At 73.2% G+C, this 24,904-nt stretch carries 16 protein-coding genes; 8 read left to right on the forward strand and 8 right to left on the reverse strand.

Annotated features, from left to right (window positions below; all coding sequences use genetic code 11):
* Nucleotides 1-319 precede the first annotated feature (319 nt).
* From ACFY9I_RS36355 to ACFY9I_RS36365, 3 genes are read left to right on the forward strand one after another with little or no spacing between them, the layout of a single operon-like run.
* On the forward strand, nt 320-1,723 hold the full coding sequence (locus ACFY9I_RS36355) for a vWA domain-containing protein (RefSeq protein WP_391009885.1): 1,404 nt from the start codon (nt 320-322) through the stop codon (nt 1,721-1,723).
* Complete coding sequence (locus ACFY9I_RS36360; protein ID WP_391009888.1) at nt 1,720-2,742, forward strand: hypothetical protein; 1,023 nt, start codon at nt 1,720-1,722, stop codon at nt 2,740-2,742. The genes ACFY9I_RS36355 and ACFY9I_RS36360 overlap by 4 nt, the downstream gene beginning before the upstream one ends.
* Nucleotides 2,739-3,998, forward strand: a complete 1,260-nt coding sequence (locus tag ACFY9I_RS36365) for a carbohydrate ABC transporter substrate-binding protein (RefSeq protein WP_391009891.1) — start codon at nt 2,739-2,741, stop codon at nt 3,996-3,998. Before ACFY9I_RS36360 ends, ACFY9I_RS36365 begins: the two co-directional genes overlap by 4 nt.
* A 55-nt stretch (nt 3,999-4,053) precedes the next feature.
* Here ACFY9I_RS36365 and ACFY9I_RS36370 read toward each other — a convergent pair whose 3' ends face one another.
* Both ACFY9I_RS36370 and ACFY9I_RS36375 read right to left on the reverse strand, forming a co-directional pair.
* The gene (locus ACFY9I_RS36370; RefSeq protein WP_391009893.1) at nt 4,054-4,794 is read right to left on the reverse strand and encodes a response regulator; all 741 of its coding nucleotides are present in this window, start codon (nt 4,792-4,794) and stop codon (nt 4,054-4,056) included.
* Nucleotides 4,791-6,545, reverse strand: a complete 1,755-nt coding sequence (locus ACFY9I_RS36375; protein WP_391009896.1) for a histidine kinase — start codon at nt 6,543-6,545, stop codon at nt 4,791-4,793. Before ACFY9I_RS36375 ends, ACFY9I_RS36370 begins: the two co-directional genes overlap by 4 nt.
* A 254-nt stretch (nt 6,546-6,799) precedes the next feature.
* Between ACFY9I_RS36375 and ACFY9I_RS36380 the strand changes: the two genes are divergently transcribed.
* On the forward strand, nt 6,800-7,591 hold the full coding sequence (locus ACFY9I_RS36380; RefSeq protein ID WP_391009899.1) for an ATP-binding cassette domain-containing protein: 792 nt from the start codon (nt 6,800-6,802) through the stop codon (nt 7,589-7,591).
* Complete coding sequence (locus ACFY9I_RS36385) at nt 7,588-10,152, forward strand: FtsX-like permease family protein (RefSeq protein ID WP_391009902.1); 2,565 nt, start codon at nt 7,588-7,590, stop codon at nt 10,150-10,152. The genes ACFY9I_RS36380 and ACFY9I_RS36385 overlap by 4 nt, the downstream gene beginning before the upstream one ends.
* Before the next feature lie 15 nt (nt 10,153-10,167).
* Here the strand turns inward: ACFY9I_RS36385 and ACFY9I_RS36390 are convergent, their stop codons facing one another.
* The 5 genes from ACFY9I_RS36390 to ACFY9I_RS36410 form a co-directional block, all read right to left on the reverse strand.
* Entirely contained in the window at nt 10,168-11,007 is an 840-nt protein-coding gene (locus tag ACFY9I_RS36390; protein WP_391009905.1) for an ABC transporter permease subunit, read from the reverse strand.
* On the reverse strand, nt 11,004-11,939 hold the full coding sequence (locus ACFY9I_RS36395) for an ABC transporter permease subunit (RefSeq protein ID WP_391009908.1): 936 nt from the start codon (nt 11,937-11,939) through the stop codon (nt 11,004-11,006). The genes ACFY9I_RS36390 and ACFY9I_RS36395 overlap by 4 nt, the downstream gene beginning before the upstream one ends.
* Entirely contained in the window at nt 11,936-13,180 is a 1,245-nt protein-coding gene (locus ACFY9I_RS36400) for an extracellular solute-binding protein (RefSeq protein ID WP_391009911.1), read from the reverse strand. Before ACFY9I_RS36400 ends, ACFY9I_RS36395 begins: the two co-directional genes overlap by 4 nt.
* Nucleotides 13,181-13,241: 61 nt before the next feature.
* Nucleotides 13,242-14,519, reverse strand: a complete 1,278-nt coding sequence (locus tag ACFY9I_RS36405) for a substrate-binding domain-containing protein (protein WP_391009914.1) — start codon at nt 14,517-14,519, stop codon at nt 13,242-13,244.
* A gap of 104 nt (nt 14,520-14,623) precedes the next feature.
* The gene (locus tag ACFY9I_RS36410) at nt 14,624-17,077 is read right to left on the reverse strand and encodes a SpoIIE family protein phosphatase (protein WP_391009917.1); all 2,454 of its coding nucleotides are present in this window, start codon (nt 17,075-17,077) and stop codon (nt 14,624-14,626) included.
* 705 nt (nt 17,078-17,782) lie between these two features.
* Between ACFY9I_RS36410 and ACFY9I_RS36415 the strand changes: the two genes are divergently transcribed.
* The gene (locus ACFY9I_RS36415; protein ID WP_391009920.1) at nt 17,783-19,258 is read left to right on the forward strand and encodes a Tat pathway signal sequence domain protein; all 1,476 of its coding nucleotides are present in this window, start codon (nt 17,783-17,785) and stop codon (nt 19,256-19,258) included.
* Nucleotides 19,259-19,403: 145 nt separating this feature from the next.
* Here the strand turns inward: ACFY9I_RS36415 and ACFY9I_RS36420 are convergent, their stop codons facing one another.
* Complete coding sequence (locus ACFY9I_RS36420) at nt 19,404-20,078, reverse strand: DUF6000 family protein (RefSeq protein ID WP_391009922.1); 675 nt, start codon at nt 20,076-20,078, stop codon at nt 19,404-19,406.
* A 217-nt stretch (nt 20,079-20,295) separates the two neighbouring features.
* On the opposite strand from ACFY9I_RS36420, the gene ACFY9I_RS36425 reads away from it, so the two are divergent.
* Both ACFY9I_RS36425 and ACFY9I_RS36430 read left to right on the forward strand, forming a co-directional pair.
* Nucleotides 20,296-21,204: a glycosyltransferase gene (locus tag ACFY9I_RS36425; RefSeq protein WP_391009925.1), complete on the forward strand. Its 909-nt coding sequence runs from the start codon at nt 20,296-20,298 to the stop codon at nt 21,202-21,204.
* Nucleotides 21,205-21,526: 322 nt separating this feature from the next.
* A complete protein-coding gene (locus ACFY9I_RS36430; RefSeq protein ID WP_391009927.1) occupies nt 21,527-24,898 on the forward strand; it encodes a BTAD domain-containing putative transcriptional regulator in 3,372 nt (1,123 codons plus the stop codon).
* Nucleotides 24,899-24,904: the final 6 nt, after the last annotated feature.

The following is a 24,904-nucleotide window of genomic DNA, read 5'->3' on the forward strand; positions in this document are numbered from 1 at the left end:
ATCGAAGGAGGGGTGGGGTACGGCATGGGGATGCACGGAGTGCGTCACCCCGAGCGGACCATGCCCCACCGCATGACACCGACGGCATGACACCGACGGCATGACACCGACGGCACGGCACGGCACGACGGCACGGCACGGCACGGCACGGCACGGCACGGACAGCGGACGGCGCGGCACGCCGCAAGGCACGCCCGCACCGCACCGCACGGCACGCCAGTGGACGGCGCGGCACGGTGCCGCACCGCACCGCACCGCAAACGGTCCGGCGGACGGCCACCGCATGGCCGGACGGCGGCGACGACGGGGGAGGAGAACGGTGACGCACCACATGAGCGGCCACACCCGGCCGGCCCAGCCGCACATCCGGCTGGATGTCGACCTCGGCGGGGATCTGCGGCCGCACCGCAGCGCGAAGATCGAGGCACATCTGCGGGTCGACGTGACCACAGGCGACGCTCCGGCCGAGCTGAACGCGATCGAGCTCGCCGTGATCATCGCCGTGGACGTCGCAGAGGAACACCGGGAGGCCGTCCGGCACGCTCTGCCGGCCGCACTGCGCGCCCTGCCCGACGGCATCTCCTTCACCGTGCTCGGCGCCGGCCCCGAGCCCGTCCGGTGCTTTCCGGGAGGTGAGGCCGAGTGGGCCGTCGCCGACCGGCACGAGAAGCGCCGGGCCGCCTTCGCCGTGAACGCGATCCCGCTGCACCGGGACGGTCCGCGCCCCGCCGGGTACGCCGCCTGGGTGGCCAGGTCACGCGCCCTGCTCGCCGCCCGACCCCTCTCCGTACGCCATCTGCTGCTGATCACCGACGGCAGCAGCGGCCCCGGTGAGACCCGGCTGGAGGAGGAACTGGACGCCTGCGCCGGAGACTTCACCTGCGATGTGCTCGCCGTGGGCGCGCACTGGGCCCCCGAACCCCTGCTGACCCTCGCCGAACGACTGCGTGGCACCGCCGAGTTCGTGGACGACGGCCTCGGCCGGGCGATCACCGCCGCCGTGCGGCGGCTGCGCCGGGTGCACACCGCCCAACTGCCCATCGAGGTGACCGTGCGGCCCTCGGTGCGCCAGGTCGCGCTCAACGAGAAGGCGCCCCGGCCGCACCGCCTCGGCGGGCTGCCCCAGCCCGGCCGGCCGCACCGCTGGAGCTTTCCGACGTACCAGTGGGAGCAGGGAAGCCGCGACTACCTGCTCACCCTCGTCGCCGACGCCGACACCGACCCCCTGGACACCTATCTGCAGTTCGCCATGGTCTCCATCGGTGACGTCCACGCGCCCGTCACCGCCCGCTGGCACCGCCCCGAGCATCCGCCGCCCGATGTCCCCGACCGCCGTCTCAGCACGGGCGGCCAGGAGCCCAGCATCGTGATGCAGGGCGCCCTGCGCCAAGGGCTCCTCGCCCTCCAGGAAGGACAGCGTGACCTCGCCGAACGCCTGCTGGGGGAAGCCGCCCGCCTGGCGACGCAGCTCGGTACGGAGTGGGTGCTGCGTGAGATCAGCGTGGCCGCCGACCTCGTGGACCCGGCCGCCGGACGCGTCAGGCTGCGCCCCGCCGCCCTCGACGCCGGCACGCTCGGCCCGATGATCCTGCGTGCCGGGTCCCACCCCCTGCCCCTGGCCGACATCAGCGGTCCGCGGTCGGGCCCGCGCTGTGTCCACTGCGCCACCCCCGCCGGGGCCGAGGCCCGGTACTGCATCACCTGCGGCAAGGAGCTGCTGTGACGCCCCGACTCGCCCGCGCGGGGGGCCGCCACTCCCTGGCCGCCTTCTGGCGCCGGCGCCTGAGCCCCTGGCGGACCCGTCGGCTGCTGGAGGCGCATCTGGTGGTCCTGACGCTGTGCGCGCTCGTGGCGGCCGGTGCCCTGTTCCTGTCCTGCCGTCAGATCCAGGGCGGCGCCGACGCCCTCGCCCGTGACGAGGCACCGGCCGTGCAGGGGCTCGCGGCCACCCGGCTCGCGGTGCTGCGAGCCGACCACGAGGCCCGCGCCGTGCGGGAGATGGAACTGGCCGACCTCGCCGGCTCGGGCGAGTCCTACCAGGCCCAGCTGTCCGCCGCCGACCAGGGACTGTCCAGGATCGCGGACCGCACGGACCAGGACCTCGGCACCGTCAACGGTCTCCTCGCCACCTACAGCACCTCGATCATCCTCGGTACGGCCAACCGTGACCAGCCGCTCATGGCGCGGCAGAAGCTGGCCGAGGCGCGCTCGCTGCTCGTCCGCTGCCGCGTCGGACTCGTGCCCCGCCTGGAGGCCATGCAACGCGTCCAGATGAAGCACGCCGAGACCACCGCGACCGAGGGGTGGGCGCAGCGCGGCGGCTGGTGGCTCGCCGAACTCGCCCTCGCCGCCCTGGCGCTGACCCTGCTCTCCGCGCTGTTCGTGCTGCGCGACCGCTGCGGACGCGACTGGAACCCGTATCTGCTGGCGGCCTTCGCCCTGACCGTGCTGCTCGCGGTCGTCCCGCTGCTGACCATGTCGTCCGCGCAGGACGACCTCGACGGCGTGGTCGAGGATCTGCGGCAGATCACCAGGGTCTCCGAGGAGGACGAGGGCCGGAAACTGTCCGACGCCCAGCAGACCGTCACGGAGACCTCCGAGGAGGTCCGGCGGGTCCTGGCCGACGACACCTGGACCGACCGGGTCTACCAGGGCACTGCGATCGGCGGCCTCCTGGTCGCCGTCCTGCCGGCCGTGGGGCTCGGACTCCGGCTCGACAGCGACTACGGGAGGCGACGGTGACCCGCCGGTTCAAGGTGCTGGTGCTCTTCGTGGTGGTGGTGCTGATCTCCGCCGGGAGCATGGTGGCGGTCTGGGCGCAGCGCGAGGAAGCGCCGGTGACCGTCCTCGGGCCGTGGACCGACGACCAGGGGGCGCAGTTCGAGAAGGTGCTGCGGGGCTTCGGCATCCCCTTCGAGTACCAGGGCACCGCGGCTCAGCGCGAGGTGCTGCTGTCCAAGGTGCAGTCGGGGGAGCCCCCGGACATCGCGATCATGCCGGGCGTCGGCGAACTCGCCGAGTACGCCGACCAGGAGCGCCTCAAGAGCCTGGACGGCCTCTACGCCGAGGAGGAGTACGGCTCGCCCTGGAAGTCGGAGAGCCAGTCCCCGCAGGGCGACGCGTACTGGGTCCCGGTCAAGGCGGACCTGAAGAGCATCGTCTGGTACCGCCAGGGCGAGCCGCCCGCCGACACGCCCGCGCCCATGGCCAGTTGGTGCATCGGCATGGGTGACGACGGCGCCTCCGGCTGGCCCGGCAGCGACTGGATCGAGGACCTCGTGCTGCAACGGGAGGGCCCTGAGGTCTACGGCAAGTGGGCGCTGGGCGCGGAAGGAGAGGAGTGGTGGACCGGGAAAGCGGTGCGTGAGGCGTGGGAGCAGTGGGCCGGTCTGCTCCGGCAGGACCGGAAGGCGGCCGAGCGCGCCCTGCTCGCCGACCACCGTGGTGCCCCGGACGATGCCGGGCTGCTGTTCGACGGCCCGCACGGGTGCGCGCTGGAGCACCAGGGCTCCTTCGCCCGCTCCTTCTACGGGTCGAAGGGGAAACGGGTGGGCGTGACGGACTCCGCGACCTTGCTGCCCGGCGGGCCCTACCGGGTTCAGGCGTACGAGGTGACCGGTGACTTCGCCGCGCTGTTCAGCGACCGTCCGCAGGCCCGCGACCTGATCGAACGGCTGGCGTCCCGGGAGGGCCAGCGGAAATGGGCCGAGTCCGCCGACGTCTTCTCCGCCAACCACCGGGTGCCGGTGGGGGACGGCCCGGTCGAGCGTGAGATCGCCGAACGGCTCACCGGCCCGACCCCGCGTTGCCTCGACGCCTCCGACGTGATGGCGCCCGCCGTGCGCGACGCCTTCTACGAGGCCACCCTGCTGACCATCGCGAGAGCCGCCGCCGGCGAGGACCTCGACGTACGGGGTCTCCTCACCGACGTGCAGAAGGTCCAGGACGCCCAGCCCACGAGGGACGCGGCACCGCGGGTGGTGTGCAGTACGCCGTGAACCGGTGAGCGCTGCCGGGCAGGCGTCGGTCGGTCCGGCCCCGCATGGCGCCGGGTCAGTAGGGGGCGTCCGGCCCGGCTGCCGGTCCCGCTCCCGCCCCTGTTCCCGATGCTGGTCCGGGTGGTCTCGTTCCGGGCACGATCAACCCCGTCTCGTACGCCACCACCACCGCCTGGGCGCGGTCGCGGAGGCGGAGTTTGCCGAGGATGCGGGCGACGTGGGTCTTGACGGTGGCTTCGCTCAGGCGGAAGTGGGCGGCCAGTTCGGTGTTGCTGAGGCCGGTGGCGAGGGACTGGAGGACTTGCAGTTCACGGGGGGTGAGGGGGGCCAGATCACGGTGGAGGGCGGGGGTCTCCGGGGTGGGGGAGACGAAGCGCTCGATCAGACGGCGGGTGATCGCGGGGGAGAGGAGGGCGTCGCCGGTGCGGGCCAGGCGGACGGCGGCCACCAGGTGCTCGGGGGTGACATCCTTCAGGAGGAAGCCGCTGGCGCCCGCGGTGAGGGCGGCGTAGACGTATCGGTCCAGGTCGAACGTGGTCAGCATGAGGACGCGGGGCGGGTCGGGCACCGTGCCGGAGAGGATGCGGCGAGTGGCCTCCAGACCGTCCGTGCCGGGCATGCGGATGTCCATCAGGACGAGGTCGGGGCGGGTGCGGTGGACCGCGTCGACGGCCTGGTCGCCGTCGGCCGCCTCCGCGGCCACGTCGATGCCGTCGGCCGCGAGGATCATGCTGAACCCGGTGCGGACCAGGGCCTGGTCGTCGGCGATGACCACGCGGGGCCGCTCGTCGGTCATGACGGCTCCGCCGGAGGCCGGGACGCGGGGAGGCCGGCTTCAGGACGACTGTCCGCGAAGGGTCCGTCGCCGGTAGGGCTTCCTTCGGGGAGTCGCTTCTCGCGGAGCCGGTCTCGGGAGGGCCCGTCCTGGGGGTGCCGGTCTCGGGAGGGCTCGTCCTGGGCCTGCCGGTTCTCCGAGGGGTCGCCCGGGAGGCGGCAGTCTTGGGAGGGGCTTTCCCAAGCATGCCGGTTTCCGGGGAGTCCGTGCTCGGGAGGGTTGTCCCCGAGGGGTACGACCGCTCGTACGCGGTAGCCGCCGGTGGGCCGGGATCCCGTTTGGAGGGTGCCTCCGTAGACGGACAGGCGCTCGCGGAGACCGAGCAGGCCCCGGCCCGTGCCGGAGGCGGCCGCCGGTGTGGGGGAGCCCCCGGTGTCCGTGATCTCCACATGGACCGCATGGGGGGTGTGGTCGACCGTGACCTCCACGCGGGCGCCCGAGGCGTGCTTGACGGCGTTCGTGAGGGCTTCCTGCACCACGCGGTACGCGGCCAGATCGGCGCCGGGCGACAGGGGCGCCGGGGTGCCGGTGACGGTCAGCCGTACCGGGACGCCCGCCTCGCGGACCCCCTCGATCAGGGCGGGCAGCCGGTCGAGGCCCGGCTGCGGGGCCAGGTCCCGCTCGGCGGAGAGGACATGGCCGGCGGAGAGGACAGCGCCGGCGGAGAGGTCCTGCTCGGCGGAGAGGTCCGGCATCGTCAACAGGCCCATCACATGGCGCAGCTCGGTCATCGCCGTACGGCCGCCCGCCTCGACGGCGAGGAGGGCCTCGCGGGCCCGGTCGGGGGCGGCGTCCATCACCTTGCGGGCCGCACCCGCCTGGATCACCATCACGCTCACATTGTGGGTGACGACATCGTGCAACTCCCGTGCGATCCGGGAGCGTTCGTGCTCGACCGCCAGACGGGTCGCCGCTGCCTGCTGCTCCTGGAGGGCACGCACCCGCTGTTTCCAGGTGTGGATCGCGTTGGCGCCCAGCCCCACACCGAGCAGGACGAGGAAGGGGATCACGCCCGGTGTGACGTATGGGAAGTTCTCCTCTGCGAAGGCCGCGATCAGGGCGGCGCCCGCCACCAGGCTCGCGAGCGCGCCCAGCCGGTACGGGCTGTGGACGGCGGCGCTGTACGCGGCGACCAGACACGACAGGAACGTGTACACGGTTGTTTCGCCCGTGCCGAGATGCTGGTTGAACAGCATCGTCGTGGCGACCACCGCCCAGAACGCGGTCAGCGGGTAGCGCCGGCGGACGAGCAGGGGCAGCGCGGTGAGGGCGGCGAGCAGCAACTGCCAGGTGCGGACGCCGCCGAGGCCCTGCCCCGGGTAAGGGGGTGTGGGCAGGGGAGGGGGCGGCGGCACCGGAGCGCCTTCCGGAACCGGCGTCCACACCTCGGCCGGGAACCGTGCGATCGCGTGCGCGTCCTGTGTCAGCGCCGCCCCCACCGTGCAGGCGGCCAGGAGGAAGGCCAGGCACACGTCGGCCGTCCACATCCACCGGGACGGGCGCGGCAGCGGTCCCCTGGCGTGGAGCAGGGACGAAGCCCCACTCCACCACCGCCGAACGAGCTCCGCCGATCTCGCCTCCGTCCCCACCGCCACCGCCCCCATGGCCACAGCCCCCTCGGCCTTCGCCCCTATGGTCCTCGCTTTCACGACCTTCGGCCGCACCGCCGTCGTCCGCGTCTTTCTCGATCGCGTCGCCTCCCCGTCGTCCATGGGGTCAGTGTGGCAAGGGCCGGTGGCCGTCACATCCGTCGCGGTAAGGACGGGGGATACATCATCCGCGTACATCCCGGGGATGACGTGCGCGCCGGATCCACCCGGTACGGCAGACGGGTTCGCCGTTCGGGACGACGACCGGGACGGCGGCCGTCCCTAGCGTCATGGGCACACATCACCCGTCACCCATGGCACGTCACAGGTCATCGCACGGGGCACTCACACATCAACCACTCCTCCGAGGAGGCTTCGTGGCCACGACCACGACCACGACCGCGACCACCGGCCCGGTCACCGCCGCCGCGCCCGTCATCGACATCCGCGAGGTGAGCAGGGCGTACGGAGGTGAAGGGCCGCCGGCGCTCGACGGGGTCTCGCTGCGCGTATGGGCCGGGGAGGCGGTGAGTGTCATCGGGCCGTCGGGGAGCGGGAAGTCGACGTTGCTCAACCTGATCGCCGGGCTGGACCGGCCGAGTTCGGGCAGTGTGACCGTCGACGGGGTACGGGTGGACGCGCTGAACGAGACCGGGTCGGCGCGCTACCGGCGGGCGAAGGTCGGCATGGTCTTCCAGTTCTTCAACCTGCTGGACGACCTGACCGTCACCGAGAACGTGCTGCTGCCCGCCCGGTTGGCCGGAACGGCCAGGGGAGAGGCCCGTCGACGGGCCTCGGACCTGCTGGAGTACCTCCGCATCGACCGGCACTCCGAGGCGTATCCCGGGCGGCTGTCCGGTGGCGAACGCCAACGGGTCGCCGTCGCACGCGCGTTGATGAACCGCCCCGCCCTCCTGCTGGCCGACGAGCCCACCGGCGCGCTCGATACCGCCTCCGGCGAGGACGTCCGGGCCCTCCTCACCGAACTCAACGCGGACGGGCAGACGATCGTCCTGGTCACGCACGACCTGCGGCTCGCCGAGTCCTGCGCCGACCGGACGGTGGAACTGGTGGACGGGCGCGTCGTACGGGACGTCGTACGGGGCGACGGCGGCGAAGGCCCCGAAGGCGTCCGGGCGGGCGACCGCGCGACGGCGGTGGAGCGGTGAGTGCGCTGGGGCGGGTGGTGCGGGCCGGGGTGGGGCGGCGGCGGGTGCGGACGCTGGTGCTGGTGACGACCACGCTCATGGCCGTCACCGCGTCGGTGCTCGCCGCCGGGCTGCTCGTCGCGGCACGGGCGCCCTTCGAGCGTGCCTTCGCGGAACAGCGCGGCGCGCATTTGACCGGGCACTTCGACGGGACGAAGGTGACGGCCGCGCAGGTCGCGGCGACCGCCGACGCGCCCGGGGTGACTGCCGCCGCCGGGCCCTTCCCGGCCCTCTCGGTACGCCCCCGTACCGTGACGCGGTCGGACTTCGTGCCGGCCGGGGTCGATCTGCCCCCGCTGACCGTCGTCGGCCGGGAGGACCCGGGTGGCCCGGTCGACGAGCTGGACCTGGTCGAGGGTGCGTGGGCCACCCGGCCGGGCCAGATCGTCCTGGCGATCGACGGTACGCCCCTGCGCCCCGGAGCACGTCTGACCCTCCCCGACGCACCCGGCGGCCCGACCCTCACCGTCGTCGGCCTCGCCCGCTCGGTGACCGCCACGGCGGACGCCTGGGTGGCTCCGGCACAGGCGCGGGCGCTGACGGAGAAGGGCACGGAGGGCGGCGAAGGCGTCTCGGCCTCGTACGAGATGCTCTACCGCTTCCGCCACGCGGCCACCGACGCCGAGGTGGCCGACGGCCGGGCCGCGGTCGCGGGGGCCGCGCCGCAGGGGTCGATGAGCGGGGCGCGGTCGTATCTGACGGTGAAGCAGGAGGCGACGGCGAACGCGATGGCCTTCGTGCCGTTCCTGGCGGCGTTCGGGGTGCTCGGACTGTGTCTGTCGGTGCTGGTGATCGGCATCGTCGTCGGAGGGGCGGTGGGTGCCGCCACGCGACGGATCGGCGTGCTGAAGTCGCTCGGCTTCACACCGGCGCAGGTCGTACGCGCCTATGTGGGGCAGGCGTTGGTGCCGGCGGCGGTCGGCTGTGTGCTCGGGGTGGGGCTCGGCAACGTGCTGGCCGTGCCGGTGCTGGCGGAGGTCGGGGAGGCGTTCGGCGGCTCGGCCGGGGGGATTCCGGTGTGGGTGAACGTCCTGGTGCCCCTCGCCGCGCTCGTGCTGGTCACCGGTGCCGCCGTGGTGCCCGCGCTGCGGGCCGGGCGGCTGCGGACGGTGGAGGCCATCGCGGTCGGGAGCGCGCCCAGGGTGACCGGCCGCGGCGGGCCGGGGCGTCGGCGGCCGGTGCGGCGGTACGCGGCGCGATCGCCGTTGTCGCACAGGCACGCGGCGCGGTCGCCGTTGTCGCACCGGTACGCGGCGCGAGGGGGGCTGTCACAACGGCTCATGGCCCGGCTTCCGTTGCCTCGGGCGGTCGGGCTCGGTCTCGCGCAGCCCTTCGCACGGCCGGCGCGCTCGGCGACGGTGGCCGCGGCGATCCTCTTCGGCGCCCTGTCCGTCACCTTCGCGGTCGGGCTTGCGCTGACGCTGGGCGCGGTCCAGGAGAGCCGCAGGCTGGACTCGGCCGGTGCGGTCGTGGTGGAGGCGGGCGGTGGGCAGGGGCCGCCCGGCGCCGAGGTCGTGCCCGCGGAGGGGCCGGGTGACGCGGGCGGCCCGGGCGGCCCGGGTGGTGCGGTCCGGATCGGCCGGACCAAGGCCGATCCGGACGCCGTGGCCGCCGTGCTGCGGGCCCAGGAGGGGACCGGACGTTTCTACGGCACCGCGCAGGCCCGGCTCACCGTGTCCGGGATCACCGGGGCGACGACCGTGGTGGCGTACGAGGGCGACTCGGCGTGGGGCGCGCCCAAGACGGTGTCGGGGCACTGGCTCGACGGGCCGGGGCAGGCGGTGGTCACCTCCCGGTTCCTCAAGGCCGCCGGAATCGGGGTCGGGGACACGGTGACCCTCACCGAGGAAGGGCGGCGGGCCACCGTACGGATCGTCGGCGAGGTCTTCTTCACCGAGGGCGACGGCATGCCACTGCTCACCTCGACCACCACGCTCGCCCGACTCGGGCTCGGCGACGACGCGCTGCCGGGCCGGTTCCACGTACAGACCGCGTCGGGCACCGATCCGGTGCGCTACCTGGACGCGCTGAACCGCGCGCTCGACGACGCCGGTGTCGGCGCGTTCGCCCAGGGCGCCTCCGGCAACTCCTCCAGCGTGATCGTGGCCATGGACGCGCTGATCGGAATGCTCACGCTGATGCTCGTCGTGGTCGCCGGCCTCGGTGTCCTCAACACGGTCGTCCTCGACACCCGCGACCGCGTGCACGACCTCGGCGTCCTCAAGGCCCTCGGTATGACACCCCGCCAGACCGTCACCATGGTCGTCACCTCGGTCGCCGGGGTCGGCCTGCTCGCGGGGCTGGTCGCGGTGCCGGCGGGCGTCGCGCTGCACCACGCCGTCGTTCCGCTCATGGGCGACGCCATCGGCATGACCCTTCCGGCCACGGACATCGCCGTGTACGACGGCCCCGTACTCGCGCTCCTCGCGCTCGGCGGCCTGCTCATCGCGGTCACGGGCGCGCTGCTCCCGGCGGGATGGGCGGCGCGGACGGGCACGGCGACGGCCCTGCGGACGGAGTGAGGGTCCTCCAGGCGCTCAGCCCCTCATGGTCCCCGCCGTCAGGCCGCCCACGATGAAGCGCTGGAGCGTGGCGAAGACACAGACCACCGGGACGCTGACGAGGGTGGCGGTGGCCATGAGGGCGCCCCAGGCGGTGCCGTGGGTGCCGACGAAGTCGTTGAGGAGGACGGTGACGGGCTGGATGTCCGGCTCGGAGGCCAGGGTGAGGCCGAAGACGAACTCGCCCCAGGCGATGAGGAAGGAGAGGGCGGAGACGGCGATCACTCCCGGAGTCATGATCGGCAGGACCACCCGGAGCAGGACACCCACCGGCCCGCACCCGTCGACGAGGGCCGCCTCCTCCAACTCCCTCGGCAGGGACCGTAGTACGGGACGCAGCACGATCACCGAGAAGGGCAGGGTGAGCGTGGTGTCGGCGACGATCAGACCGATGTACGTGTCGTCGAGGCCGGCCCGGCGTTCGAGGATGAAGAGCGGGGCCGCCAGCACGATGCTGGGCGGGAGCTGGGCGATGAGCAGGGCGAGCACCATGGCGCCCGAGCCGCGCAGGGGGACCCGGGCCAGGGCGTAGGCGAGGGGCACACCCAGCAGGAGGGTCAGGGCGACCACTCCGCAGGAGATGACCACGCTGTTGAGCAGGGCGCGCAGGAGGGCGTCGTCCGAGAGGGCGGTGGTGTAGTTCCGGGTGGTCGCGGGGGAGGGGATCCAGTGCGGTGTCTCGGCGAGGATGCGGTCCGCCCGGGTGAGGCTGGTGTTGACCATCCAGTACACCGGGAGCAGGAAGACGCCGGTGAGCAGCGCGGCGACGGCGGTACGCCCCCACGCCCGCCGCCCGCTTCCTTCCCCGTGCCTCACGCCGCCTCCCCCTCCCCGCGCAGCCGCCGTACGTACCAGCCGCCCGCGAGCAGCGGCACGAGGAGCAGCAGCAGTCCCGCCGCCGCGCCCTCGCCGAAGCGGAAGAACCGGAAGAAGACCTCGTAGACGTAGACCGACAGCACGCTGGTGGCGTCGACCGGGCCGCCGCCCGTCATCACGAAGACGATGTCGAAGACCTTGAACGTGTAGACGAGGCCCAGGAGGAGGACGGTCACCGAGACGGACCGCATCAGCGGGACGGTGATCCAGCGGAGCCGCTGCCAGGCGTTCGCGCCGTCGAGGGCGGCGGCCTCGTGGAGTTCCGGGTCGATGGTGTGCAGGCCCACCAGGAGCAGCAGCATGTTGAAGGGCACACCCACCCAGACGTTGGCGAGGATCACGCCGGCCAGGGCGGTGCCGGGGTCGATGAGCCAGTCGTGGGCGAGGGCGTCCAGGCCGACCAGGCGGAGCAGCGCGTTGTAGGCGCCCGCGTCCTGGTCGAGCATCCAACGGAAGAGGGTGCCGCTGACCACCGGGGGCAGCAGCCACGCCACCAGCAGAAGGGAGCGCAGCAGGCCGTTCAGGGGGAACGGGCGGGCGAAGAGCAGGGCCAGGGCGAAGCCGATCGTGAACTGCAGCAGCAGCGAGCCGACCGTGAACACCAGCGAGAGACGTACGGCGTGCCAGAAGTCCGGGTCGGCGACGGTGGTCCGGTAGTTGTCGAGCCCGACGAACGGTGAGGAACCGCCGAGGAGTTCCCGCAGACGTACGTCGTGCACGGACGTCCAGACGTTGTAGAGCAGCGGGTACGCCAGGACGAGGGCCAGGAAGACAAGACCGGGGAGGGAGAGGAGGTAACCGGTCCGCGCACGGCGCCTGGCGAGCGAGGCTGGGGCGGTACGGCGGCGGAGGCCGGGCCGCCCTCCACTCACCGCTCCTCCAGCGCCTGGTCGATCTTGGTCGCGGCGGTCCCCGCCACGGCGGAGGGGGAGGCCGTGCCGGTGAGTACGGACTGTTCGGCCTCGGCGACGGCCTGGGAGGCGGCGGCGTAGCCCGGACCGTACTGGCGGGGGCGGGCGACGGGAAGCTGGCTGAGGAAGAGCCGGAGCGCCGGGTCGGAGGCCCAGGTGCCGGTGTCCGCGAGGTCCTTGCGGGCCGGGAGGTTGCCGAGCGCCACCAGGAACGGCACCAGCACCGAGGGCCGCTGGGTGTACTCCAGGACCTGCCACGCCTTGTCCTGCTGGTCGCTGCTCGCCATCACCACCCAGTTCTCCCCGCCCAGACAGGTCGCCGCCTCCTGGTCGCGGGGCAGTGCGACGACGCCGTACTCCACGTCCGTCTGCCTGATGGTCGGCAGTTGCCACGGCCCGTTGATCTGCATCGCGGCCCGCCCGTTGACGAACCGGGTGTTGACGTCCTGCTGCGTCCAGCCCACGCACTGCTCGGACAGCGAGCCCTTGGCGACGAGGTCGTCCAGGAAGGCGAGCGCGGTCGCTCCGTACGTGGCGAAGGTGTCCAGGTCACCGCCGGCCTGCCACAGGAACGGCAGGAACTGGAACACCCCTTCCTCCGTCCTGATCGCGCTCATCGCCAGCCCGAACCGGTCCCCGCTCGTCAGCCGCTGGGCCGTGTCGGCGAGCTGGTCCCAGGTGGTCGGCGGCCGCACACCGGCGGCGTCGAGCATGCGGGTGTTGTAGTAGAGGGCCAGGCAGTTGCTGTTGTTGGGGATGCCGAGGCTCTTGCCGTCGACCTGACAGCTGTCCCAGGGGCCCTTGTAGTACTGGTCGGCCTGGCCCCAGTCCTCGACCCGCTCGGTGAGGTCGGCCAGGAGGCCGCTGCCGGCGAGGGAGTTCATGGAGACGTTGTCGATGATGGCGATGTCCGGGAGGTCGCCGGAGACCGCGCCCAGGGTGATCTGCCGTTCGAGGTCCGCGAAGGGGAAGGTGCGGCGCTGGATGCGTACGCCGGGGACCTCGGCCTCGATGTCTCTGATCAGCCGGGTGAACGCGGGCCGGAAGTTGTCCAGGGTGAAGTAGTCCCACCAGGTGAGGGTGACCGTGCCGCTCTGCTCGTCCGAGGAGCCGCAGCCGGCCAGCACGGAACCGAGGCCGAGACCGGCCAGGCCCGCACCGGCGGCGCGTAGCAGACCGCGGCGGTCGACGGGGTAGGACATGCTCTGCTCCCTGGGTGTCGGGGGTGGGGTGGGGGTGGGGGTGGGGGTGGGCGAGTGGGGCTCAGTAGTCGGAACCCGGTAGGTCCGGTAGATCCGGTAGGTCCGGCAGATCGGGGAGATCAGGGTGGTCCGGGAGGTCGGGGAAGTGGTCGAGGTCCGGGAACTCCCGTTCCGGCTCCGAGCCGGGGACGGGACGGCAGGGGCCGGTGCTCGCCCGGAGCGAGATCAGGGGCTTGAGCAGGACGTGCCGGGGTGGTGACTCGGGGGCGGTGAGGCGGCGCACGATCAGCTCGACGGCGACCCGGCTCATCTCCTTGGCGGGGATCTCGGCGGCGGTGAGCTGCGGGCTCACCCGTTCCGCCCAGTGGCCGGCGGCGACGCCGACGACCGAGAAGTCACGGGGGACGGCGCGGCCGTGCCGGATGAGACCGCGGTAGAGACCTTCCAGCGCCGCCTCGTTCATGGTGACGAGGGAGGTGGTCGCCGGGTCGTCCAGCAGGATCCGCTCCAGGACCGCCTCGCCGGCGGTGACCTCGTCGTCGCAGAGGTACGCGTGCGGGGTGAGGACCTGCTCGGCCATGGCCTTGGTGTAGCCCTCCAGACCGAGGTGGGCGAAGCCGTAGCCGCTTTGGAAGAGCTGTTCGGACCTGTTGACGAAGGCGATCCTGCGGTGGCCCAGGTCGGCCAGGTGGTACACGCAGCCACGGGCCAGACCGGCGAAGTCAAGGTCGACCCAGCCCGTCTCCTCCGCCCTGCTGTTCCGGCCGATCGTCACGAAGGGGAAGCCGGTCCTCGCCAGGTGCTCCACCCGGTCGTCCTCCAGCTTGATCTCCATCACGATCACGCCGTCCACCCGGCCTCCGTCCAGCATCCGCCGGAACGAAGCGTCCCCGGCCCGGTCCGCCGGCGACACCAGCACGTCGTAGTCGTACGTCGTCGCCGCCTCCGCCACCCCACCGATGAACGCCAACTGCATCCCGGTGTAGTCACGGTTCCGCCCGGCGGGGGGATAGACGAGGCCGAGGGTGTGGGTGCCGGCGGGGGCGAGGCGGCTTGCGGTGGAGGAAGGGGTGGTTGCGGTGGAGGGGGTGGAGGGGGCGGAGGGGGTGGTCCCGGTGGAGCGCGGGAAGGGGGTGTCCGACGGAGAGGCGGGGGAGGCGGGGGAGGAGGGAGGTGCGGACGCGGCCGTTGCCTCGGCGGAAGCCGACGAAGCCGATGAGCTCCGCCCCGGGTCCACTTCCAGCCCGTCGCGCCCACCACCCGGCGCACGGCTCCCCGCGTCGGCGCCCACCCCCGACACCACCCCCCAGCACTCCACCCGCGTCCCCCGGCTCCCCATCCCCGCCTCCCAGCACGCCACCCCACGCCTCATCACCCCCGCGCCGGCGCCGGGGTCTGGTCCCGGGGCGGGGGGCGTGGCGGTGAGGTGTCCGGGGGACATGGTCAGGCGGCCGGGAGGGTTTGTTCGGCCCAGATGGTCTTGCCTGTGGAGGTCTGGCGGGTGCCCCAGCCCTGGGTGAGTTGGGCGACCATGTGCAGGCCCCGGCCGCCCTCGTCGAAGGCGCGGGCCCGCCGCAGATGGGGCGCGGTGCTGCTCGCGTCGGAGACCTCGCAGATGAGCGTGCGGTCGCGGATGAGCCGGAGCCCAATGGGGACGGCGCCGTAGCGGATGGCGTTGGTGACCAGTTCGCTCACCACCAGTTCCGTGACGAACGCCGCCTCCTGCAATCCCCACACCGCCAACTGCCGCGAGGCCTGCGCACGGGCGTCCGCGACGATCGACGGGTCGGACGGCAGCGACCACGCGGCGACCTGGTCGGTGTGCAGGGCGCGGGTACGGGCGAGGAGCAGGGCGACGTCGTCGGCGGGCGTCTCGGGCAGCAGCGCCCGCAGTACGGCGTCGCAGGCGGCGTCCAGGGAGGCCACCGGGGAGGAGAGGACCTCGCAGAGCCGTACCTGACCGGCCCCGATGTCGTGGTCCCGGGCTTCGACCAGACCGTCGGTGTAGAACGCGAGCAGGCTGCCCTCGGGCAGTTCCACCTCGGTCGCCTCGAACGGCAGGCCCCCGACCCCCAGCAGCGGCCCCGGCGAGAGCTGGACCACGCCCACCGTGCCGTCGGGATACAGCACGGCCGGCGGCGGGTGGCCGGCGCTCGCGAGGGTGCAGACCCGCGAGACCGGGTCGTACACGGCGTACAGACACGTCGCGCCGATCTCCGCCGCCGACGGCATCTCCAGGTCCTCGGGGACGCTCTCGTCGTCGTACGTGAGGTGGGTGACGAGGTCGTCGAGGTGGGTCAGGAGTTCGTCGGGAGGCAGGTCCACGTCGGCCAGGGTGCGGACCGCCGTGCGCAGCCGACCCATCGTCGCGGAGGCGTGCAGACCGTGCCCGACGACGTCACCGACGACCAGGGCCACCCGGGTGCCGGAGAGCGGGACCACATCGAACCAGTCGCCGCCCACGCCCGCCCCCGAACCGGCCGGCAGATAGCGGTACGCCACCTCGACCGCCACCTGTCGGGGCAGGTCACGGGGGAGCAGACTGCGCTGGAGGGTGAGCGCGTTGGTGCGTTCGAGGGTGTACCGGCGTGCGTTGTCCACGCCCACGGCGGCCCGGCCCGCGAGTTCCTCGGCAAGCACCAGGTCGTCCTTCTCGAAGGGTTTTGAACCACTCCGGCGTGCGAAGAACGCCACCCCGAGCGTGACCCCCCGGGCCCGCAGTGGCGCGGACATGACGGAGTGGAACCCGAACCGCCGGACACGGTCCTCGCGCGTCCTGTCCTGGGTGACCCACCGCAGGTAGTCCGCGTCGTCGACCCCGCTGAGCAGCGGTTTCCCGGAGAGGAGCGCGCGGGCGGGCGGGGAGAACGGGGGATAGGAGTCGAGGCCGCCGAGTGGCACGGCGGCCTCCGGCACGCCCTCGTACGTGGACTGGTGGGCCGTCCGGCGCAACGCGACCGTGGTGTCGAGCGGTCCTGGCGTCGGTTCCTGGCCGCGCAGCACGGAGTCGAGCAGGTCCACGCTCACGAAGTCGGCGAGCCGGGGGACCGCCAGGTCGGCCAGCTCCTGAGCCGTGCGGGTCACGTTCAGTGTGGTGCCGATCCGGGTGCCGGCCTCGTTCAGCAGCGCCAGCCGCTGCCGGGCCCAGTGCTCCTCACTGCTGTCGAACGTCGCCGTGCCGACGGCGCACACCTCACCGGTGACGGCGTCCCGGACCGGCCACATCTCGGTGATCCAGGCCTGCTGGCGGGAGGAGAACGGGCCGGGCACGGTGCGCTCGTAGCGCATGGGCCGCCCCTCGTCCGCCACCTGCCGGACGAGCCGCAGAAACCCCTCCTCCGTCGCCTCGTCCGGCGGGTCCCCGGCCAGTGCGGCGTCCAGCCGCCACCCCTGCGGCCCTCCGACGAACACCGACATACTCAGCGGCGACTGCGCGTGCGACCACTCCACCGTCCGCCGGGCCACGTCCGCCTCGGTGACTGCGGAGGTCGCCGTGCTCGTGGGGGTGGCATCCGTGGCAGCGGTGGCGCCCGTGGCAGCGGTGGCAGGGGTGGCGGTGACGACATACCCTCGCGTCTCCCCGTCGGCGCCCAGGGAGGGCGAGCAGCGCAGCAGCAGTGGGACACGGTGACCGTCCCGGTGGCGGAGAACCACCGGGCCACCGTCGGTCTCCGGGCAACCGCCCCGCTCCGACCGGCCGTCCCGCACGTCGTACGCGTCGAGCAGCTCGTCCACTCTCCGCCCCACCACGTCCGGGGCGCGATGGCCCAGCAGTCGTCGAGCCCCCTCGCTCCACCCCGTGACGAGGCCCTGGGGGCTGATGGTGGCCGTGGCGGGTTCGGCCGCGTACGCGTAGTGACCGGATGGCTGCTCGGAAACCGGCCTTGCCGTATCCATCCCTGCTCAATTCGCGCCGGACGTGTCACTCATAGTCCTCAGCCTGCGCGCTACGCAAGAAACGGACAAGTCGGACCATCCTCTCGTGGTCGGGGGCCCGGACCGAATGTTGTACCCGCCTTTACCCAGCGTGGCCCCGCCCTGTCCCTCGCTTGTCCCGGCACTGTTCGTCCGGGGCGGACAGTGGTGGGCGACGAGGCCGGTGAGCGACTGCGAAGTCACTGTCGTGGAGGGGTGACCTCGTGGTGCCGGGATCCAGGGGCCGGGGACGCGTGGCGGAGTCCGCGTCCGGGGGCCATGCGATCCCGGCAGGGCGTCCCGCGCACCCACAAGGCCGCGCGGGACGCCCCTGTCCTCCCCATCCGGCCGATCCGCCGGATCAGGACGCCCCTGTCCTCCCTATCCGGCCGATCCCGGCCCGACGCCGCCCCCGACCTGTCGCCCCCGCGTCATCCGGCCCCCGATCGGTTGCCGCGCGTCTTCCGGTCGCCCGATCGGTCGCTCCGCGTCTCCCCGGCCCTGTGCCGCTCTCCTGCCCTTCGATCGGCCGGGGCGCCTGGCCGGGGCGCCCCGGCCAGGCGCCCGAGCGGCAGGGGCGTTGACCTGTCCCGGGCGCACCAGCAAAATGAGCGCCGACGTGCTTGAGAGCGCTCTCAAGAACCGCTGCGGGCATGCCCTCAGGCCCCGCACTTCCAAGGGAGACCCATGACCGGCAGCACCACAAGCAACGGCATGACCGGCAGACAAGGCCCGGCGTTCAGCCGCCGCAGGCTCCTCGGCACCGGCCTAGGCGCCGCCGCGGCGCTCGGCGTCGCCGGTTCGGGCCCGGCCCACGCGGCGCCCCGCACGGCTGGGGCCTCGTCGAAGCCTGGGGCGGCCGCAGCGTCGCCGCAGGCCTCGACCGCCTCGGCCCAGCGGCGCGGACAGGCATTCCTCGCCGCCGCCATGGACGCCTACCCCGACCACGGCGCCATCCGGCTGACGCAGAGCTACACCGACCAGGCGGGCCTGTTCAGCACGGCGTTCACGTACGACAACGCCCTCGCGATCCTCGCTCACCTCGCTGTGCGCACGCGGGACGGCCGGGCCCGGGCCGTGGCCCTCGGGGACGCGCTGATCTACGCGCAGGAGCACGACCCGGCGTACGACGACGGCCGGCTGCGCCAGGCGTACAACGTCGGGCCGTACGTCCACTACGACGGCGTACCGCAGCCGGACGGGTTCGTCCGGGCGGACGGGACGGCCAATGTCGGCACCCAGTTCGGCTTCACGGGGACGGCCGTGGGGGACATGGCCTGGGCGGGGATCGCGCTGAGCACGCTGGCCCGGCGCACCGGAGCCCGGCGCTTTCGCACCGCCGCCGTGCGGATCGGGGAGTGGATCGAACGCACCGGCCGCACCGACGAACCCCTCGGCGGCTACAAGTTCGGCGTGAACGGGGCGAACGAGAGGCTGCCGTTCACCTCGACCGAGCACAACACCGACCTGATCTGCCTGTTCGGGCGGCTCGCCCGGCTCACCGGCGACCGGGTCTGGTGGAAGCGGCGCGCACGGGCCGAGGCTTTCGTGCAGCGGATGTGGGAGCCGGCCCGAGGCGGGGGCTCGTCGGGCGGCTTCTTCTACACCGGCACCAACGACGGGGTGACCGTCAACAAGTCACCCATCCCCGAGGACACCCAGACCTGGACCCACCTCGCCCTCGACTCCGCCCGCTACTCCCGCTCCCTCGACTGGGCGGCCCGCGAACTGGCCGTCGCCGACCACAGCGGGCGCCGCAACAGCACGGTCCCCGCCGGGCAGTCGTACGAGGGCGTCACGTTCAGCTCCGCCAGTCTCCTGGCGAACGAGGACGCGCCCATCGCCGAGTTCCAGCCCAAGCCGAACCGCAACGGCGTCTGGTTCGAGGGCACCGCCCACCTCGCGCTGGCCCTGCGTGACCGGGGGGCGCGAGGCGACGAGAACCGCGCCCGTCGCCTCCTCGACTCCCTCGAACGCGCCCAGGACCTCCTCGGCACCGCCCAGACCGTCGGCGGCCGCACCCTGCCCGAACGCTCCGGCATCGTCTCCGCCAGCAGCCCCCTCGACACGGGCTTCGGCTTCGGCTACTACCCGTACCGGCACACCGGGGCGACGGCCTGGTACCTGATGGCAGCGGTGCGGGCGAACCCGCTCCGGGCCTGACGCCCCCCACCGATCGGTCATACGGTCCGTTCCCGCTCCCGCTCCCGCTGCAGTCCCCGTTCCGTTTCCGTTCCCGTTCCCGCCCCCGCTCCCGTTCCTTTCCGCGTGGGCGCCGGGGGCGGGGCGGACGGTGGGCCGTTTCCGTTCAGTCCGGCGTCGACCAGCCGCCGGCGAAGTCGCAGAACTGGTCCATGGTCTCCCGCTCCCGGTCTGGCGCGTACGCGGCGCGGTCCGTCTCGTGCACGACGGCCTCCACCCACCGGTGGTAGAGGCCGCCGGATGCGGTGAAGGGAGCCGCGTGGGCCGTGCCGAGGCGGCTGTCGAGGCGCAACAGGGCGCCCAGCGCGACGGGCTGGTCGTAACGGAGGTCGGTGCGGGGCAGATAGCGGTGCAGATAGGCGGTGAGGATCGCGGCGTCCTCGTGGGCGCCGAAACGGGCCAGGGCGAAGCAGTAGCCCCCTCCCGCGAACGCCACCTCGCTGTCCAGCAGCAGCTCTCCGATCCGCTCCCGGTACGAGGTCCGCCGGGATACGCCGATCAGCCAGGCGGCCGTGAGGCGGGGCCGCCAGCCGTACGAGAGCAGGGAGTTGAGGTCGGCGTCCGTGATCGACGCGGCGTCGGCGAGCATCGGGTGCAGGAACCGCCGACGGGTGGCCCCCTCGAACCGCAGGAACCGGCCGTTCCCCAACTCGCCGTACCGGCCGATGCTCCGCCGGTGGGCGCGTGGCAGGACGTACCGCCGGACGGCGTTCCGGTACGCGATGTCCTCGGGTGTCATGCCCGACAGGCCCCACCCGCGCTGTTTCCTCGGCTCCGCCATGCCCGGAAGCGTAGATCCCCACCGGCGCCTCCGGGAGGCCACAACTCCGATGAGACAGCCGGAACCTCCGGCTCGAAAGGTGGCTCTTCCCCATACAGGACGGGGAGAACCGGCGTACACACGGATCCTGCGACAGGTCTTCGACGTGAACGGCTAGCATCCCGGCCGTAAACAGTTGAGGGAAACGGTGGTCCGTGGACGGGATGGGGTTGGTGTCGTGGTGAAGGCCGTGGGGGCCGGGCCCCGGGTCGCTGTCGCCGTGGTGACGATGGGCAATCGGCCCGCCGAGGTGGACGCGCTGCTCGCCTCCGTGGCCAAGCAGGACGTGGCACCCGAGCGGATCGTCGTCGTCGGCAACGGGTGTCCGTTGCCCGAGTTCGCCGAACGGCTCGGCCTGCCCGGCGAGGTCACCCTCATCGAGGTCGACGAGAACCTCGGCTGCCCCGGCGGCCGGAACGTCGCCCTCCGGCGGCTGCGGGAGTTCGGGGACGTGGACGTGGTCGTCGAACTGGACGACGACGGGCTGCTCGTCGACGCCGATGTGCTGCGCCGCGTACGGGACTTGTACGCCGCCGACCCCCGCCTCGGCATCGTCGGCTTCCGCATCGCCGACGAGCACGGCGAGACCCAGCGGCGGCACGTTCCGAGGGTCGGCGCCAAGGACCCGATGCGCGGAGGACCGGTCACCGGCTTCCTCGGCGGTGGCCACGCCCTCTCGATGGCCATGCTCCGCGAAACGGGCGACTGGGCCGCCGAGTTCTTCTTCGCGCACGAGGAGACCGACCTGGCCTGGCGGGCGCTCGACGCCGGCTGGACCGTCCTCTACGCCCCCGAACTGCTCCTCCAGCACCCGAAGACCTCACCCGCGCGGCACGCCATCTACTACCGCGTCAACGCCCGCAACCGCGTCTGGCTCGCCCGCCGCCGCCTCCCGCTCCCGCTCATCCCCGTCCACCTGGGGGTCTGGATCCTCATCACCCTGCTGCGGATGCGCTCGGCGGGTGGTCTGAAGGCGTGGTTCAGCGGCTTCCTGGAGGGGTGGCGGGAGTCGGGCGGCGAGCGCCGGCCGATGCGCTGGCGGACGGTGTGGCGGCTGACGCGGCTGGGACGACCGCCCATCCTGTAACGACGTACACCGCCCGTCCTGTGACGACGTACACCGCCCGTCCGCTCCCGGACACACGAGCGCCCCGGTCGTTCACCTCCACCGACCGGGGCACAGCGCTTTGTGCGGTTCCCGGATCCGGCGGCGGCGGCGGCACTCCCCCGAGCTACGCGTAGTACGCGTGCGCCGTCGGCGCCGGATCCGATGAAGTGATCACATCAGGTCCCGCCAACGGATCGCTAACATGACCCCAACGACTCCACGGGGAGCCGTACGGGAGGCGGCACCGAGCCGCTGGGGCGGGCCCGGAACGACGGTGCGGAAAGGCGGCGGACGGGGTTCTATGCGGGACGGGCTGCGGGACACGCTGCGGTTCGGACTGCTCGGTCCGCCGGTCCTGTACGAGGCCCGGAGCGGAGGCCGTTCGGACGACCACCCGGAACACGGCGCACCGCCCGCAGACGGTCAAGAGGCGCGGCCTGCCGACGGTCGCGAGGCGCGCCAGGGGCCCGGCGGCGGTCATGACACGCGCCAGGGTTTCGCCGGCGGTCATGACACGCGCCCCGCCGACGCTCACGGCGTACGCCCCGTAGGCAGCGGCAAGATGCGCGCTCTGTTCGTCGCGCTGCTGCTCGAACCCGGGCGGATCGTCTCCGTCGACACCCTGAAGGACGTCCTGTGGGACGGCGCACCCCCGCCGTCCGCCCAGGCGTCCCTGCAGAACCATGTGACCCGCCTCCGCAGACTGCTGGACGACCCCGAGCGGCTGCGCGCCGTACCGCCGGGCTATCTGCTCCGCGTCGACGAGGGCGAGTTGGATGTCCGGGTCTTCGAGGCACGCGCCCGCGCCGCCCGCGCGGCCCACACCGCACGCGACTGGGCCGGGACCGTGCGCGAGACGGCCGCCGCCCTCGCTCTCTGGCGGGGCACCCCGCTCGGCGGACAGTCGGTGGCGGGGTTCCGCGCCCAGGCCTTCGTCCAACGCCTGGAGGAGGCACGGCTGTTGCTCCTGGAGCGCCGCTACGACGCCGAACTCCACCTCGCGGGGGAGAGCGACGGCCACGCGGGAGCGCACGCGCTCGCGGCCCTGACCCCCGACCTCGCCGCCCTCGTCGCCGAACACCCCCTGCGCGAGGCATTCCACCGGCTCCTCATGCTCGCCCTCCACCGCACCGGCCGCCAGGCCGAGGCCCTCGCCGTCCACCGCGACCTCCGCGCCCGCCTCCTTGACGAACTGGGCGTGGAACCAGGCCCGGCCGTACGCGACGCCCACCTGGAGGTCCTGCGGGAGCGGGACCCGGCGCCCCCGGCGCCCCCGGCGACACCGACCGACACCCCTTCCGACGATCCTCCACCCCGTCCGGCCCAACTCCCGCCCCCGCCAGCGCATTTCACGGGCCGGGAAGAGGAGCTGACGGGGCTGCGCGACGTACTCGACCCCGGTGTGAGCGCCCCGTCAGGGGCGCAGGCAACCGCGCGACCGGCCACCGAACACCCGTATCGGCCGAGCCGCAACCCCTCCCGGGCTCCTGGGCGCCCGGCCTCCGCGACCGTCGTCATCAGCGGCATGGCCGGCGTGGGCAAGAGCGCCCTCGCCCTCCACCTCGCCCACGACCTCTCCGAGCACTTCCCCGACGGCCAGCTGTACATCAACCTGCACGGCGCCACCCCCGGCATGGCCCCCCTCACCCCTGCCCAGGCCCTCGCCTCCCTGCTCAGAGACCTCGGCACGGCCCCCCGCCGCATCCCCGAACACCCCGACGCCGCCGCCGCGTCGCTCCGCTCGGCCCTCGCCCCCACCCGCACCCTCATGGTGCTGGACGACGCCGCGAACGCCGCCCAGGTACGCCCCCTGCTGCCGGCCGGCCCCGGCTGCGCGGTCATCGTGACGAGCCGTTCGCCACTGACCGCGCTGGACGGCGCCCACCGCTTCCCGCTCGCCCCGCTGTCCGACGACGAGAGCGCGGCCCTGCTGCGCGCCGCGTCGGGCCGGGCGGCGGGCCTCGACGCCACGCACCCCCTCGTCGAACTCACCGGCCGCCTCCCGCTCGCCCTGCGCGTCGTCGCGGCCCGCCTCGCCGCCCGCCGCGCACTCACCCCGGACGCGCTGGCCGGCCAACTGGCCGCCACCGAAGGCAGGTTGCACCACCTCGAATACGACGACCTCAGCGTCCGCCGCTCCCTCGCCGTCGCCCACGAGGCCCTGCGCGCCTCCGACCGCGAGGCCGACCGCGACGCCGCCGGCGTCCTGCGGCGCATCGGCGCCCTCGACCTGCCCGCGTACGGCGCGCCCCTCCTCACCCACCTCACCGGCCTCGACGAGTTCCGCGCCGAGGCCGCCCTCGACCGCCTCGTCGACGTGGCCCTCCTGGAGGAGACGACGTACGGCCGGTACGTCCCCCACGACCTCGTCCGCCACTTCGCCCGCGAACTCGCCGACAGCGCCGACAAGGCGAGCAATACCAACAAGGCGAGCGCTGCCGACAAGGCGAGCAACGCCGACAAGGAGGCGGGTACGGTCGGTACGGCCGACGCCGTCGCGACACGGGCCCTCCGCTGGTACGCCGAACGCGCCCGCCAGAGCCTGTTGGTGATGCTTCCGCCGGGTTACGAGCGCGACGAACGCCTCCGCACGACGGCGACCACGACGGGGACCACGACGGCACCACAGCCCCCGGCGGAACCGCCCTTCGCCTCCGCCGAGGAGGCCTTCGCCTGGGGCGACCGAGAACTTCCCAACATCGTCGCCCTGGTGGAACGCTGCTCCCGCGCGCCCGGCGAAGGCGGGGGCATCGTGGACGCGGGCGGAGCCAGCGCTGACGGGGACGGCTCCGCCGCGCTCGTTCCCGCCCTCGTCCGCCACCTCTTCCCGTATCTGCACCGGGGCGGCCGGCTCGCCGAGCTGGACGTGCTCGGACGGCATGCCCTGGACGTGGCGCGGTCGCTCGGGGACGACGAGGCCGAGGCGTTCGCGCTGACGGACCGGGCGGGGCTGCACTTCATGTCCGGCCGGGCCTCGGAGGCGCTCGCCCTCAACGACGAGGGCCTGAGACTGTGGCGCCGACTCGGAGTCGTCTCCTGCGTACGGCGGTGTCTGAACAACCGGGGGCTCGTCCTGGAGAGCCTCGGCCGGTACGAGGAGAGCGAGGCGACGCTGCGGCAGAGCCTGGAGCTGTCCCGGCAGCTCGGCGACCCGTACGGGGAGGCGGTGACCTTCAGCCACCTCGGCAACCTGTACAAGCACACCGACGCGCGGGCCGCCATCGCCCACCACGAGCGGAGCCTGGCCCTCGGCGAGGTGGCCGACAGCCTCGTCGTGCGGCACACCGCGCACTGCAACATCGGCTACGCCCACCTCCGACTCGGTGAACCGGCCGCCGCTGTCCGCCACTTCGAGCAGAGCCTGCGGATCCTCGGGGACGACGAGGACTGGCAGGGCGAGTCCAAGTCCCGGCTCGGCCTGGTACGGGCCCTGCGCGAGCTGGGCCGGCCGGACCGCGCCACCCACGAGTGCGCCCTCCTCCTCGACCTCGCCGAACGCCGGGCCGACCAGTACGTCGTCGGCCTCGCCCGCCACCAGCGGGGCCTGCTGCTGCGGTCGACGGGGCGCGCCCAGGAGGCGTACCGCGAGTGGGAGCGCGCCCAGTCGGTCCTGGACGGCACGGACTCGGCGGTGGCGGGGGAGCTGCGGGAGCTGCTCAAGGACCGCGACTGAGCCGGC

The sequence above is a fragment of the Streptomyces sp. NPDC012510 genome (assembly GCF_042955065.1).
Taxonomy (GTDB): domain Bacteria; phylum Actinomycetota; class Actinomycetes; order Streptomycetales; family Streptomycetaceae; genus Streptomyces.